The sequence below is a fragment of the Streptomyces sp. JJ36 genome (genome assembly GCF_021696945.1).
GTDB lineage: Bacteria > Actinomycetota > Actinomycetes > Streptomycetales > Streptomycetaceae > Streptomyces.
The window spans coordinates 115,129-128,693 of record NZ_JACYHE010000006.1; the positions used below are offsets into that span (position 1 = coordinate 115,129).

The window sequence follows — 13,565 nt, forward strand, 5'->3', positions numbered from 1 at the left end:
CTGCACGATGGAGCGTCGTTAGCACTCCATAAGGAAGAGTGCCAGGAGGAAAGTCGTGCCGACCTATCAGTACCAGTGCACCCAGTGCGGCGAGGGCCTCGAGGTGGTGCAGAAGTTCACCGACGACTCGCTGACCGACTGCCCGAGCTGCGAGGGCCGCCTGAAGAAGGTCTTCTCGGCCGTCGGGATCGTCTTCAAGGGCTCCGGGTTCTACCGGAACGACAGCCGGAGCGGCTCGTCCTCCTCGTCCTCGGGGGCGTCCAACGGCTCCGCGAACGGTTCCTCCAACGGCTCGTCCTCCTCGGAGAGCGCCTCGTCGGGGTCCACCTCCTCGTCCGAGGGGTCCTCGGGCTCGGGGTCCTCCGGCTCCTCGGGATCGTCCGGCTCCTCCGGGTCGGACAGCGGCGCCAAGAGCACCGCGGGCAGCTCGGCGGCCTGACGCCGGACACCCGCAGCACGGGCGGGCCCCTCAGGGGGCCCCGCCGGCTCCCCGGACCGTGCCCTGCCGCCCTCCCGGGCGGCGGAAGCACCCGCCCTCGGCGCCACGGGCCGCCCGCCCCGCACCACCCCTTAGGGTGAGCGCATGAGCGCACAGGCAGAGATCGGCGTGATCGGCGGCTCCGGCTTCTACTCCTTCCTCGACGACGTGACCGAGATCACCGTCGAGACCCCCTACGGTCAGCCGAGCGACTCGCTCTTCCTCGGCGAGATCGGCGGCCGCCGCGTCGCCTTCCTGCCCCGGCACGGCCGCAAGCACCACCTGCCGCCGCACCGCATCAACTACCGGGCCAACCTGTGGGCCCTCCGTGCGGCCGGGGTGCGGCAGATCCTGGCACCGTGCGCCGTCGGCGGCCTGCGGCCCGAGTTCGGACCGGGCACCCTGCTCGTCCCCGACCAGCTCGTGGACCGTACGAAGAGCCGTCCGCAGACGTACTACGACGGCGAGCCGATGACCGACGGCTCGCAGCCGAACGTGATCCATGTGTCCTTCGCCGACCCCTACTGCCCCGACGGCCGGCGCGCCTCCCTGGCCGCGGCGCGCGGCCGCTCCTGGGAGCCGGTGGACGGCGGCACGCTGTGCGTCGTGGAGGGACCGCGCTTCTCCACCCGCGCCGAGTCGCAGTGGCATGCCGCACAGGGCTGGTCGGTGGTCGGGATGACCGGGCACCCGGAGGCGGTGCTCGCCCGCGAACTCGCCCTCTGCTACTCCTCGCTCTGCCTGGTCACGGATCTGGACGCGGGCGCCGAGGCCGGCGAGGGCGTCTCCCACGAGGAGGTCCTGGCCTTCTTCGGGCAGAACGTGGGACGGCTCCGCGAAGTGATCTTCGACGCCGTCACGCACCTTCCCGAGCAGCGCGACTGCGCGTGCCCGGGTGCACTGGACGGACTCGACCCGGGCATCGAACTCCCCTGAAGGGTGACCGAGTTCTCCACAACCGCGGAGTGATCCACAGGCTCCGGCGCGCTCCGCGGAAACCGTGCAGGCTGGGGGTCCGAAGACCGGCATCCCTCATGCCAGGCGGTGATCGTCATGTCGCAGGACTCCCTCGTCGGTGCCCGTAGGGGCGCGGCCACGCCCCGGACGGCCGGAGCCGTCGTCCCGCCCGAGGGCACGGTGCCGCGCACGCCGGTGCCCGGCTTCCCGCCGATCCGCGCCGGAGGCGGCCGCCTCCGGTTACGGCCCCCGCGCGCCCTGCGCGGCCACCGGCGTGCGGGCGCGCTGTGCCTGGCGATGGCCGCCGCCGCCTGCGGCGTCACGGCGCTGAGCGTGCCGGGCGAGACGGGCCCGGACGCCACGGCGGCCGCCCGGGCCCGGGCATCCGGCGGCGGAGGCGGGGGGCCGGACGGCGGCACGGACGGGAGCACGAAGCGTGGCGCTGAGGGTGTCCCGCCGGGGGCCGCGGCACCGGGCGCGGAGCAGGTGGCGGCGCCCGTGCGGATCGCCGACGCGGCCGCCGTACGGCTGCTGCGGCCCGGGGACCGGGTGGACGTGGTGGCCGGGTCCGCCGGAGACGCCGGACACGCATCCTCCGGCGCCGCCCGGGTGCTGGCCCGCGGGGCACGGGTGGCAGAGGTGCCGGAGCCCGGGGGCGGGACCGCGGCGGGGGCGCACGGTCCGGCGGGTCCGGCCTACGGTGGCCCGGCCGGGCACGCGGAAGCCGTCGCGGGCGCCGGGTCCGGCGGGGCGCTGGTGGTCCTCCGGGTGCCGCGGAAGACGGCCCGGGAGCTGGTCGGTGCGGCCGCCTCGGGCACGCCGCTGGGGGTGGCGCTGTGCTGACCGCGTGGTTCCGCCGCCTGACGGCGGCGGCTCAGAGGTGGTGCGGGGGCTTCTCGTCCAGGAAGCGGGCCAGGTCGGCGGCGCCGCCGGTGCGCGGGCGGTCGCCCCAGCCCTCGTCGGTGTCGTCCGCGGCCGGCCGGCTCAGCGGGTCGTCGAAGACCAGCGCGGAGGGGCCTTCGGACTCCGGCGGGCCGGGGTGCGGCGTGGTGGTCATGGCTCCAGGGTACGGGCCGCCCGGTGGCCGCCGGTCCGGCCCCCGGGCCGGTGCCGCGCCTGGTATCCATGGGCTCCATGGACTCCTTGACGGATGTGCGGGGGCTGCTCGTCGGGCACGCCCAGCGGACCGGGGACGGCTGGCTGACGGGAACGACGGTGGTGCTGGCGCCCGAGGGTGGGGCGGTGGCCGCGGTCGACGTGCGGGGCGGCGGTCCAGGCACCCGCGAGACGGACGCGCTGGACCCGCGGAACCTGGTGCAGCGGGTGGAGGCGGTGGTCCTGACGGGCGGCAGCGCCTACGGGCTGGACGCCGCCACGGGCGTGGCGGAGTGGCTCGAGGAGAGGCGTCGCGGGTTCCGGGTGGGGCCGCATCCGGCTCACGTCGTCCCGGTGGTGCCCGCCGCCTGCCTGTTCGATCTGGGCCGCGGCGGGGCGTGGCGGGCACGTCCGGACGCCGCCCTGGGCCGTGCGGCGGCGGAGGCCGCGGAGGCGTCCGGGAAGGCGGCCGGGGCTTCTGCCGCTCCGGCGTCATCGGCCGGTGCCGCCTCTTCGAGTGGCCCGGCGGGCCCGACGGGCCCGGCTGCGGCGGATCCGGTCCCGCAGGGGAACGTCGGCGCGGGCACGGGCGCGGTGGCCGGCGGGCTCAAGGGCGGGGTCGGTTCGGCGAGTGTCCGGCTCCCCTCGCGGGTCACGGTCGGCGCACTCGCGGTGGTGAACGCGGCGGGTTCGGTGCTGCATCCCCAGACGGGCGCGCTCTACGGCTCCTGGTGGGAGGGCCGGCCGGAGATCCCGGATCCCGCGGTGCACGCGGAGGCCCGACGGGCGCTGGAGGCGGCGCAGGAGGAGTCCGTGCGGCGCTCCGCGACCGCCGCCGGTCCCCCGCTGAACACCACGCTCGCCGTGGTGGCGACGGACGCGGAGCTGACCCGCGCGCAGGCGCAGAAGCTGGCCGGCACGGCCCACGACGGGCTGGCGCGGGCGGTGCGCCCGGTGCACCTGCTGCACGACGGGGACACCGTCTTCGCCCTGAGCACCGGCACCCGCACGGTGGAGGACGCGGAGCTCAACGAGGTGCTGGCCGCCGGTGCGGACGCGCTGACCCGGGCGGTGGTCCGTGCGGTGCTGTCCGCGGAGTCGGTGGACGGGCCCGGCGGCGTCTTCCCCGCGTACCGCGATCTCTACCGGCCCGCCTGACGGGCGCCGCCGGTGCGGCCCGCCCGGGGCGGTGCCGCGCCCCGGGCGGGTGCTCAGGCGGGTGCTCAGGCGGCCACCGGCACGCCGGCCTCCTGCTCGGCCGGGCGGGCCTGCGCCCCGCTGGTGCGGCGTGCGGCGCCCCGGGTGCCCTTGAGCACCACGACGAGCACGGTGGACACGGCCGTACCCACCGCGACCGCGAGCAGGTAGAGCAGCGGCTGGCCGATCAGCGGGACCACGAAGACCCCGCCGTGCGGAGCCCGCAGGGTGCTCCCGAAGGCCATGGAGAGCGCGCCCGTGACGGCGCCGCCCGCCATCGCGGACGGGATGACCCGCAGCGGGTCGGCGGCGGCGAACGGGATGGCGCCCTCGGTGATGAAGGAGGCGCCGAGGACCCAGGCGGCCTTGCCGTTCTCCCGCTCGGCCCGGTCGAAGAGCTTGCTCCGCACGGTGGTGGCCAGGGCCATCGCCAGCGGGGGCACCATACCGGCGGCCATCACGGCCGCCATCACCTTCAGGCTGCCCTGGCCCGGGTCGGCGGTGGCGATGCCCCCGGTGGCGAAGGCGTAGGCGACCTTGTTGACCGGGCCACCCAGGTCGAAGCACATCATGAGGCCGAGCAGCGCCCCGAGCAGCACCGCGTTGGCGCCGGTCAGCCCGCCGAGCCAGTCGGTCATGGCCCGCTGGGCGGAGGCGATGGGCTTGCCGACCACGACGAACATCAGCACACCGACGACCGCGGAGGACACCAGCGGGATGACGACCACGGGCATGATGCCGCGCAGCACCGCCGGGACGCGCACCCGCTGCACCGCCATCACCACGGCCCCGGCGAGCAGGCCCGCGGCGAGGCCACCGAGGAAGCCGGCCTCGATGGTGCCGGCGACGGCGCCGCCGACGAAGCCGGGGACCAGGCCGGGCCGGTCCGCCATGCCGTAGGCGATGTAGCCGGCGAGCACGGGGATGAGGAAGCCGAAGGCGAGGCCGCCGGTCTGGAAGAGCAGGGCGGCCCAGCTCTCCGCCTCCGTCCAGGAGAAGTGCTCGGCCACGGACGGGGCCTCGTTGATCTCGTAGCCGCCGAGGGCGAAGGCCAGGGCGATCAGCAGTCCGCCCGCGGCGACGAAGGGCACCATGTAGCTGACGCCGGTCATCAGCCACTTCCGCAGGCGGGTGCCGTAGCCGTCGCCGGAGGAGCCGGCTGCGTCCATCGGGGCGGCAGGCGCTCCCGCGGTGGTCTCGCCGCGGGAGGCGCGTCCCCGGACCTCGGCGACGAGCTCGCCGGGCCGGTTGATGGCGGCCTTCACGCCGACGTCCACCGTGGGCTTGCCCGCGAACCGCTCCTGTTCCCGCACCTCGACGTCGTGGGCGAGGATCACGCCGTCGGCGGCGGCGATCGTGGCGGGGTCCAGCCGTTCGAAGCCGGCCGATCCCTGGGTCTCCACGACGATCTCGGCGCCCGCCTCGGCCGCCGCCCGCTCCAGCGACTCCGCCGCCATGTAGGTGTGCGCGATGCCGGTGGGGCAGGAGGTGACGGCGACGATCCGGAAGGGCTCCGGACCGCCGGCCGCCCCTTCCGCGGGAGCGGCCGCCGCCTCCGCGGGGCGCTTGCCGCCGCCGGTCGGTGCGTCCGCGGTCCGGGCGGTGGCCTCGGCGTCCCCGGCGTGCCGGGTGCCGGGGGTCTTCACCGTGTCCGCGGGAGCCGCGCCGCTCGCGGCACCCGCCCCGGCCGCCGCGCCGGGAGCCCGGTCGCCCTCGCCGGCGGCGAGGGACGCCGTCGTCGCCGGGCCCGGCTCCGCGTCTTCGGCCGCCTCCGCTGCGGCCTCCTCCGCGGGCGGGGAGGCGTCCGCGCCGCGGATCAGGTCGGCGGCGGCCGCCGGGTCGGTGGCGGTGCGCAGTGCCTCGGTGAAGTCCGGGTCCATCAGCCGCCGGGCCAGCGTGGAGAGGATGGAGAGGTGGTCGCCGTCCGCGCCGTCCGGCGCGGCGATCAGGAAGATCAGGTCGGCCGGGCCGTCGGGGGCGCCGAAGTCGACGGGCGTGGCCGCGCGGGCGAAGGCGAGCGTCGGCGCGGTGACGTGCGCGGTCCGGCAGTGGGGTATGCCGATGCCGCCCTCCAGCCCGGTGGGCATCTGCGCCTCGCGGGCGGCCACGTCGGCGAGGAGCCCGTCGAGGTCGGTAGCGCGGCCCGCGGCGGCCATGCGTTCCGCGAGCGCGCCGACGGCGGCGTCCTTGGTGGGTGCGGAGAGGTCGAGGACGACCAGGTCCGTGTTGATCAACTGGTTCATCGCGGGGCTCCGTGGGAGAGGGGGAGATCCAGCGGCACCTCGGTGGTGACGGTGACCGCGTCGGGGGCGAGGTCGGCGGGGGTGGGCATGCCGCTGCCGGGCAGCCGGACGGCGGCTGCCCCGTGGGCGACGGCGGAGGCGAGCGCCTCGGGCCCGCCGCCGCCCGCGGTGAGGAAGCCGGCGAGCGAGGCGTCACCCGCGCCGACATCGCTGCGTACGACGCCGGCGGAGGCGTCGGCGAAGTACAGGCCGCTGGAGTCCAGCAGGAGCTGGCCCACCGCACCGAGGCTGGCGAGCACGGCCTTGGCGCCGGAGGTCCGCAGATCCTCGGCGGCCTTGGCGGCGTCCCCGACGGTCGCGAGAGGGCGGCCGACGGCCTGGGCCAGCTCGTCCGCGTTGGGCTTCACCACGTCCGGGCCCGCGCCGAGCGCGGCGGTGAGGGCCGGGCCGGAAGTGTCGAGGGCGATGCGGGCGCCGGCCCGGTGCACCCGGGAGACCAGCTCGGCGTACCAGTCCGGCGCGAGGCCGGGCGGGAGGCTGCCGCAGCAGGCGATCCAGCCGGCCTCGGACGCCTCGGCCTGGGTGTGCACGGTCCGCAGCAGCGCCTCGGCCTCCCGCGGGGTGAGCTCCGGACCGGCCGCGTTGATCTTGGTCAGCGCCCCGTCGGGCTCGGCGAGCGCCACGTTCACCCGGGTGGAACCCCGCACGGGCACCCCGGCCACCTCGATGCCGAGCTCGCCGAGCAACTGCGCGAGCAGGGCGCCCTCGGGACCGCCGAGTGGCAGCACCGCCACGGTGCGGCGGCCGGCGGCGGCCACGGCCCGGGAGACGTTGACGCCCTTGCCGCCGGGGTCGACCCGGTCCGCCGGGGCGCGGTGCACGGTGCCCCGGCGCAGCGCCGGGATCTCGTAGGTGCGGTCGAGACTGGGATTGGGGGTGACGGTCAGCACGGGCATCCTTCACACCCGCCTGACGTGGGTGCCGAGGTGTTCGATGGCACGCGCGTCCGCCGGGTCGAGGCCGGTGTCGGTGATGAGCAGGTCGACGTCGGCGAGCGAGCCGAAGCGGGCGAAGTGCGCCTGCCCGAGCTTGCCGGAGTCGGCGAGCAGGACGACCCGGCGGGCCGCGGCCGTCAGGGCCCGTTTCACGGCGGCCTCCGCGAGGTCCGGGGTGGTCAGCCCGTCGTCGGCGGAGAAGCCGTTGGTGGCGAGGAAGACGACGTCCGCGTTGATCTCGCCGTAGGTGCGCAGGGCCCAGGCGTCGACCGCGGCGCGGGTGCGGTGCCGTACCCGGCCGCCGACGATGTGCAGGTCGATGCCGGGGTGGTCGGCGAGGCGTGCGGCGAGCGGGAGCGCGTGGGTGAGGACGGTCAGCGAGGCGTCGACGGGCAGCGCCGCGGCGAGTCGCGCGGTGGTGGTGCCCGCGTCGAGCAGGACGCTGCCGTCGGCGGGCAGTTCCTCCACCGCGGCGTGGGCGATGCGGTCCTTCTCGTCCTGGGCCGTGGTCTCCCGCTCGCTCAGGTCCGGCTCGAAGTCGAGCCGGCCGGCGGGGATGGCGCCGCCGTGCACCCGGCGCAGCAGCCCCGCGCGGTCGAGTGCCTTGAGGTCGCGCCGTACCGTCTCGGCGGTCACCTCGAACTCGGCGGCGAGGGACAGCACCTCCACCCGGCCGCTCTCGTGGGCGCGGCGGAGGATCTCCTGTTGACGCTCGGGTGCATACATGTGGTTTTGGGTCCGTTCCATGCCCGCTCCTGTGGACTACGCGGCAAGCTACGCCGACGTGTCGGGAAAGTAAACACGTTCGGGCATGCGAACTGGAGAGAGGAGCGGAGAGCGGAGTCCGTTTCCGCCCGGGTGTGCCCGGATGCGCCCGGACCCGCCCGCCCGGACAGCACGGAGCCCCGGCTCCGTGGGAGCCGGGGCTCTGTTCCGTGGTTCCGGGGTACTCCCGGTACTGCGGCGCCGGGGCACGGCCGGTTGCCGGCGGGAGGGCCCGCCGGCGGGCGTCACGCCGCGGCGTCGAAGCCCGTGTCGCGGGCGAGCTTCTTCAGCTCCAGCAGGGCGTGCTTCTCGATCTGCCGGATCCGCTCCCGGGTGAGGCCGTGCTGCTTGCCGACCTCGGTCAGGGTGCGCTCCCGGCCGTCGACCATGCCGTACCGCGCCTTGATGATGGACGCCGTGCGGTTGTCGAGCCGGCCGATGAGCCCGTCCAGTTCCTCCCGCCGCAGCAACGTGAGCACGGACTGTTCGGGAGAGTCGGCCGAGGTGTCCTCCAGCAGGTCCCCGAACTGGGTCTCACCCTCGTCGTCGACGGACATGTTGAGGCTGACCGGGTCGCGCGCCCAGTCCAGCACGTCGGTGACGCGCTCCGGGGTGGAGTCCAGCTCCGCCGCGACCTCCGCGGGCTCCGGGTCACGGCCGTGCTCGCGGTTGAACTCCCGCTGCACGCGCCGGATCCGGCCCAGTTCCTCCACCAGGTGGACGGGGAGCCGGATGGTGCGCGACTGGTCGGCGATCGACCGGGTGATGGCCTGGCGGATCCACCACGTGGCGTAGGTGGAGAACTTGAAGCCCTTCTTGTAGTCGAACTTCTCGACCGCGCGGACCAAGCCGGCGTTGCCCTCCTGGATCAGGTCCAGCAGGGGCAGCCCGCTACGCGGGTACCGCCGGGCCACGGCGACGACCAGCCGGAGGTTGGAACGGATGAAGACGTCCTTGGCCCGCTCGCCCTGGGCCACGATCGCCTCCAGCTCCTCACGGGTCGCGCTCGCGCTCGGGGAGTCCTCGGACGGGCTTTCCTCGAGACCGTCCAGTATCCGCCGGGCGTAGACGCCCGCCTCGATGTCGAGCGAGAGCTCGACCTCCTTGGCGGCGTCCAGCAACGGCGTACGGGCGATCTCGTCGAGATACATGCCGACCAGGTCGCGGTCCGCGACTTCGCCGCCTGCGGCGCGAACACTGCTTGCCGTGTCTGTGACCCCGGTGTCGGAGTCCGGACGACGGGCGACGGCACGGGTTGCCATGCGTGCTCCCTTGCGTGGTCTACAAACTGGTCGGTGGCTCGGAGTGGTCACTCGTCTGGCCGCTTGCGTATCTGCCGAGTGCCCGCTTCCGAAGGAAACAACGACGGGAATCCGGACAGAATTCCCACATCGCTCATCATTTTTTGCGATCTTGCAGTACCCTGCTCCGCCACACGTCGGGGGAAGTGTCCGGCCGGGCGTGGCGCCGCTCCCGGCGGCCGCTGCCACCAGGGCGCCTGCACGGAGGGTCACCCTCCCCGCCGGCTCGCGAGCGACCACGGTGTCGCCGTACGGCCGCCCGGGCCCTCCCCCGCCCCGGAGAGGGCGCCGCCGCTGCCGCTCTCTCCCCTGAGGACGACAGGCGCCGCCCCGTGGTTGCCCCCGGGCGGGCGGACCACCTCCCCGCCGTGGGTACGGACAAGGGAAGAACGCCCCGGGGTGCCGGAAAAATCCCGAGTGCACCGTCGCACCCCCGTGGCACCCCGCATGCCCGGGGCACCTGCCCCTCATACCCGGGCCCGGCATGCCCGGGGCGCCCTCGAACGCGAGGCCCCTCACACCCCGGCCCCCGCACGCCGGGCGAGGGGCGTGCCTCAGCCCCGTTCGCCGCGGACCAGTTCGGTGGCCAGCGGCGTCGGGAAGGCGGGCGCGAAACGGTTCTCCCCCAGCCACTCCTGGAGCCGCGCGGCCTCGGCCGCCACCGCCACCCTCGCCGCGGCCCCGCGGTCCGTGAGCAGCCGCCAGACGATCTCGCCGTCCGGGCGGCAGGCCCAGCCGCCGATGATCTCGCCGTTCCGCCAGACCGTCGGCCCGGCGTTCCCGTTGGTGTCGAAGAGCCCGGCCCGGTGGGCGGGATCGAGATACCAGTCGCGGTGCCTCCAGCCCATGGTGGTGGGGTCCAGTCCCGGCAGCAGCGCGACCCAGTCCTCCCCCTCCGTGCGCTCCCCGGACGCCTCCGCCAGGTCGTCCGGCAGGACCCAGCCCGGTCCCTCGGCCAGATCCACCGCCACGGCGCCGGCCGCACCGAGCGCCCGGCGCGTCTCGGTGACCGTCCAGCCGGTCCACCACTTCACGTCGTCGGTGGTACCGGGCCCGTACGAGCGCAGCCAGCGCCGTACCACCTCGGCCCGGGCCGCCTCGGGGTCGGCGTCGGGCATCGGGGGCGCCTCCCGGTACCGGAAGCGGCCCGAGGTCCAGCCGCCGAGCGGCCGGCCACGCCGCACCCGGCCGTCCATGGCGAGCAGGCGCAGCACCCAGCCGCCGGCGCGCTGGGTGGCCTGGTAGCGCTTGCCGGGCGCGAGGACCAGCTTCTGCTGGAGAAGCGGGGCGTGGTCGGTGATCTCCGAGGCGCCGGCCTCGCCGAGCCTGCGCAGCACGGCCAGCGCCTCCTCCTCGGCGCGGGCGAGCCAGGCCGCGTCCAGCGGCGGTTCTGCCGTGGCGAGGAGTTTCAGCAGGCCGGCGCGCTCACGGGCGGCGACCTTGCGGGTGGTGGAGTGGTGGAGGACCGGCACCAGCGTGGTCGGGACGGCGAAGAGGGTGCGGCGCATGCAGTGCATCCGCAGCAGCGTGCCGTCCTCGTAGAGGGCACGCTCCAGGTCGGCGAGCCGGGGGTCGGCGAGCCGCGCGTACGCGCTGAGGGCCACCGTGGCGGAGTCGGTGGCGTGCAGTCCGAGCAGGGCGTGGGCCACCTCCTCCGAGGTGCCGGCGCGCGCGGCGGGGACGAGGAGGTGCCGGTGCCCGAGGCGGGCCCGGCGCTGGGCCGGGGTGAGCGTCACTGTCGTCACGGGAGCAACCTAGGCCGCATTGAGGACGCTGACTGTCCGCAACGGCTGTCAGGCTCGTTCTCGTCCGGCCTCGGGGCGGCCTTCACGCGTGGAGCCCACACTGTGAGCCGCGTCACACAAGTCAACGGAAATATCCGGGGAGAGCGTCCCCGTTTACACAGGCATCCACGGACCGGGGAGTGATTCCCCGGTTGCCGCGACGACGAGAGGAGCGCGCAGTGCGGACCACCACCCCCGCGACCGTCGGCTGCGCCACCGGCACCGCCGGCACGACCGGCGCCGGCCCCCGGCTCCGCGCGGACGCCCTGCGGAACCGCGAGCGGATCGTGGACGCCGCACGGGAGGCCTTCGTGCAGCACGGCCCCGAGGCGCCGCTCGACGACATCGCCCGCGACGCCGGGGTGGGCAACGCCACGCTCTACCGGCACTTCCCGGACCGCTCCGCCCTGGTGCACCACGTCGTGCTGGCCGTGACGGACCGGGTCTGCGCCCGGGCCGAGGCGGCGCTGGCCGAGGAGGACGAAGCCTTCGCCGCGCTCCGCCGCTTCGTCTTCGACGCGGCGGACGAACGGATCGGCGCCCTCTGCCCGATGCTCACCAGCCATCTGGACCCGGAGGCCCCCGAGATGGTGGCCGCCAGAAATCGACTGGAGGCCGCGACGGCTTCCCTGATGGACTGGGGGCGGCGCTCCGGCCGGCTCCGGGAGGACGTCGAGGCCGGGGACGTCCTGGTGGCGCTCAGTCAGCTGAGCCGGCCGCTGCCCGGCACCGGCTGCCCGGAGCTCGAGCGCTTCGTCTCCCGCCACCTGCAGATCTTCCTCGACGGGCTGCGCGCCCCGGCGAGGTCCGCCCTGGCCGGTTCCGCGGCCACCTTCGACGACCTGAGGAGCAGTGCCGTGCCGGCCGAGCGTGCGTGAGCCCGCCGGGCCGCCGATGAGTTCCGGCGTCCCCGCCCGTCCGTAAGAACGAACACCCAGAACACCCTCCCGAACCGAGCGGGAACCGCCGGCCGGAACACCCGTCCGGACCGGCCGCGACCCCGCCCGGGACCGCCCGACCTGCCGACGTCCTTCCTCTCTCGCCCGACACCCCGATTTTTCTTTGTTTTCTCCGCTGATTCCCGCTGTTTCAGCGTACGTACGCACGTGAGGTGGCTTCGCCATGCCCGATTCCGAGAGCAGACTCGACCCGAGGCGCTGGAAAGCGCTGACCTTCATCGCGATAGCTCAGTTGATGGTCGTCCTCGACGCCACCATCGTGAACATCGCTCTTCCCTCCGCCCAGGCCGATCTCGGCATCTCGGAAGCCAACAAGCAGTGGGTCATCACCGCCTACGCGCTGGCCTTCGGCGGGCTGCTGCTCTTCGGCGGCCGGATCGCGGACCTGTGGGGACGTCAGCGCACCTTCGTCACGGGTCTGGTGGGCTTCGCCGCCGCCTCGGCGCTCGGCGGCGCGGCGACCAACCCGGCGATGATGTTCGGCGCCCGCGGACTGCAGGGCGTCTTCGGCGCGCTGCTCGCGCCCGCCGCACTCTCCCTGCTCGCCGTGATGTTCACCGACGCCAAGGAGCGCGCCAAGGCGTTCGGGATCTACGGTGCGATCGCCGGCGGCGGTGGCGCCATCGGTCTGATCCTGGGCGGCGTGCTCACCGAGTACCTGGACTGGCGCTGGACGTTCTATGTGAACATCCCGTTCGCCGCGGTGGCGGCGCTCGGTGCGCTGGCCGTGATCCGGGAGCCCGCCGAGGCCCGTAACACCTCCTCGCTCGACATCCCGGGCGTGGTGCTGTCCACGCTGGGCCTGGTCTCCCTCGTCTACGGCTTCACCCGCGCCGAGTCCGACGGGTGGACCGCGGGCGGCACCGTGGCGCTCTTCGTCGCCTCCGCCGGGTTGCTGCTGGCCTTCGTGGCGGTCGAGTCCCGGGTGCGGGCGCCGCTGCTGCCGCTGCGCGTGGTCACCGACCGGAACCGCGGCGGCGTCTACGCCTCGCTCGGCCTGGCCATCATCGCGATGTTCGGCCTCTTCCTCTTCCTGACCTACTACCTCCAGGTCGTGAAGGGCTACTCGCCGGTCAAGACCGGGGTGGCCTTCCTCCCGATGATCGCCGGCATGATCACCGGCTCCACCCAGATCGGCGCCCGGCTGATGACCCGGGTCCGGCCGCGGCTGCTCATGGGTCCGGGCTTCGTGGTGGCCTCGCTCGGCATGCTGCTGCTCACCCAGCTCGAGATGGACAGCTCCTACCTCTCGCTGATCCTTCCCGCGCAGGTGCTGCTGGGCCTCGGCATGGGCACGGCCTTCATGCCGGCCATGTCGCTCGCCACCATCGGCGTGCGGCCCCAGGACTCGGGCGTCGCCTCCGCGATGGTGAACACCTCGCAGCAGGTCGGCGGCGCCATCGGCACCGCGCTGCTCAACACCATCGCGGCCAGCGCCACCACGGCGTACGTGACCGACCACATCGCCGCCGCGGGCGCCTCCGAGCAGGCCCGCCGACTGGTCGAGCTGCGCGGCATGGTCGAGGGCTACACCGTCGCCATCTGGTGGGCGGTCGGCATCCTGCTGCTGGCCACCACGATCGCGGTGCTCTGCGTCAACACCAGCGGCCGGCCGAGCGGTCCGGCCGCCGAGGGCGGCCCGTCGGAAGGTTCCGGCAAGGGCGACGAGGACGAGCAGCTTCTCGTGGCCATGCACTGAGGCCGCACCGCGCCGCACGGCACCCTGCCGCGCCGCACTGAGCGGCCCCCGGACCGCACCGGTCCGGGGGCCGCACCCGGGGCCCGTCACTC

At 74.8% G+C, this 13,565-nt stretch carries 12 protein-coding genes; 6 read left to right on the plus strand and 6 right to left on the minus strand.

Going from position 1 to position 13,565, the window contains the following annotated elements:
* Nucleotides 1-55 precede the first annotated feature (55 nt).
* From HOY81_RS04290 to HOY81_RS04300, 3 genes are all read left to right on the plus strand, one after another.
* Nucleotides 56-439: an FmdB family zinc ribbon protein gene (locus HOY81_RS04290; RefSeq protein WP_237318268.1), complete on the plus strand. Its 384-nt coding sequence runs from the start codon at nucleotides 56-58 to the stop codon at nucleotides 437-439.
* 144 nt (nucleotides 440-583) lie between these two features.
* Nucleotides 584-1,414, plus strand: a complete 831-nt coding sequence (locus tag HOY81_RS04295; protein ID WP_237318271.1) for an S-methyl-5'-thioadenosine phosphorylase — start codon at nucleotides 584-586, stop codon at nucleotides 1,412-1,414.
* A gap of 117 nt (nucleotides 1,415-1,531) precedes the next feature.
* Nucleotides 1,532-2,278, plus strand: a complete 747-nt coding sequence (locus HOY81_RS04300) for an RcpC/CpaB family pilus assembly protein (RefSeq protein WP_237318273.1) — start codon at nucleotides 1,532-1,534, stop codon at nucleotides 2,276-2,278.
* A gap of 31 nt (nucleotides 2,279-2,309) precedes the next feature.
* Here HOY81_RS04300 and HOY81_RS04305 read toward each other — a convergent pair whose 3' ends face one another.
* Nucleotides 2,310-2,492 (minus strand): hypothetical protein, encoded by a 183-nt coding sequence (locus HOY81_RS04305; RefSeq protein WP_237318275.1) that lies wholly within the window; start codon nucleotides 2,490-2,492, stop codon nucleotides 2,310-2,312.
* Between the two features lie 68 nt (nucleotides 2,493-2,560).
* On the opposite strand from HOY81_RS04305, the gene HOY81_RS04310 reads away from it, so the two are divergent.
* On the plus strand, nucleotides 2,561-3,688 hold the full coding sequence (locus HOY81_RS04310; protein ID WP_237318277.1) for a P1 family peptidase: 1,128 nt from the start codon (nucleotides 2,561-2,563) through the stop codon (nucleotides 3,686-3,688).
* A 65-nt stretch (nucleotides 3,689-3,753) separates the two neighbouring features.
* Here the strand turns inward: HOY81_RS04310 and HOY81_RS04315 are convergent, their stop codons facing one another.
* The 5 genes from HOY81_RS04315 to HOY81_RS04335 form a co-directional block, all read right to left on the minus strand.
* Nucleotides 3,754-5,970 (minus strand): fructose-specific PTS transporter subunit EIIC, encoded by a 2,217-nt coding sequence (locus HOY81_RS04315; protein WP_237318279.1) that lies wholly within the window; start codon nucleotides 5,968-5,970, stop codon nucleotides 3,754-3,756.
* A complete protein-coding gene (pfkB, locus tag HOY81_RS04320) occupies nucleotides 5,967-6,926 on the minus strand; it encodes a 1-phosphofructokinase (protein WP_237318281.1) in 960 nt (319 codons plus the stop codon). The genes HOY81_RS04315 and pfkB overlap by 4 nt, the downstream gene beginning before the upstream one ends.
* 3 nt (nucleotides 6,927-6,929) lie before the next feature.
* Complete coding sequence (locus HOY81_RS04325) at nucleotides 6,930-7,691, minus strand: DeoR/GlpR family DNA-binding transcription regulator (protein ID WP_237318335.1); 762 nt, start codon at nucleotides 7,689-7,691, stop codon at nucleotides 6,930-6,932.
* A gap of 284 nt (nucleotides 7,692-7,975) precedes the next feature.
* The gene (locus HOY81_RS04330; RefSeq protein ID WP_237318284.1) at nucleotides 7,976-8,992 is read right to left on the minus strand and encodes an RNA polymerase sigma factor RpoD/SigA; all 1,017 of its coding nucleotides are present in this window, start codon (nucleotides 8,990-8,992) and stop codon (nucleotides 7,976-7,978) included.
* A gap of 593 nt (nucleotides 8,993-9,585) precedes the next feature.
* Nucleotides 9,586-10,767, minus strand: coding sequence for a winged helix DNA-binding domain-containing protein (locus HOY81_RS04335; protein WP_237318337.1), 1,182 nt, complete (start codon nucleotides 10,765-10,767; stop codon nucleotides 9,586-9,588).
* Nucleotides 10,768-11,081: 314 nt separating this feature from the next.
* On the opposite strand from HOY81_RS04335, the gene HOY81_RS04340 reads away from it, so the two are divergent.
* Complete coding sequence (locus HOY81_RS04340) at nucleotides 11,082-11,693, plus strand: TetR/AcrR family transcriptional regulator (RefSeq protein ID WP_237318339.1); 612 nt, start codon at nucleotides 11,082-11,084, stop codon at nucleotides 11,691-11,693.
* Between the two features lie 244 nt (nucleotides 11,694-11,937).
* On the plus strand, nucleotides 11,938-13,473 hold the full coding sequence (locus HOY81_RS04345) for an MFS transporter (protein WP_237318285.1): 1,536 nt from the start codon (nucleotides 11,938-11,940) through the stop codon (nucleotides 13,471-13,473).
* Nucleotides 13,474-13,565: the final 92 nt, after the last annotated feature.

Bases quoted from the DNA above. Each gene is read 5' to 3' on its own strand.
- HOY81_RS04295 (WP_237318271.1), top strand. From the start codon at position 584: ATGAGCGCACAGGCAGAGATCGGCGTGATCGGCGGCTCCGGCTTCTAC.
- HOY81_RS04300 (WP_237318273.1), top strand. From the start codon at position 1,532: ATGTCGCAGGACTCCCTCGTCGGTGCCCGTAGGGGCGCGGCCACGCCC.
- HOY81_RS04305 (WP_237318275.1), bottom strand. From the start codon at position 2,492: ATGACCACCACGCCGCACCCCGGCCCGCCGGAGTCCGAAGGCCCCTCC.
- HOY81_RS04310 (WP_237318277.1), top strand. From the start codon at position 2,561: ATGGGCTCCATGGACTCCTTGACGGATGTGCGGGGGCTGCTCGTCGGG.
- HOY81_RS04315 (WP_237318279.1), bottom strand. From the start codon at position 5,970: ATGAACCAGTTGATCAACACGGACCTGGTCGTCCTCGACCTCTCCGCA.
- pfkB (WP_237318281.1), bottom strand. From the start codon at position 6,926: ATGCCCGTGCTGACCGTCACCCCCAATCCCAGTCTCGACCGCACCTAC.
- HOY81_RS04325 (WP_237318335.1), bottom strand. From the start codon at position 7,691: ATGTATGCACCCGAGCGTCAACAGGAGATCCTCCGCCGCGCCCACGAG.
- HOY81_RS04330 (WP_237318284.1), bottom strand. From the start codon at position 8,992: ATGGCAACCCGTGCCGTCGCCCGTCGTCCGGACTCCGACACCGGGGTC.
- HOY81_RS04345 (WP_237318285.1), top strand. From the start codon at position 11,938: ATGCCCGATTCCGAGAGCAGACTCGACCCGAGGCGCTGGAAAGCGCTG.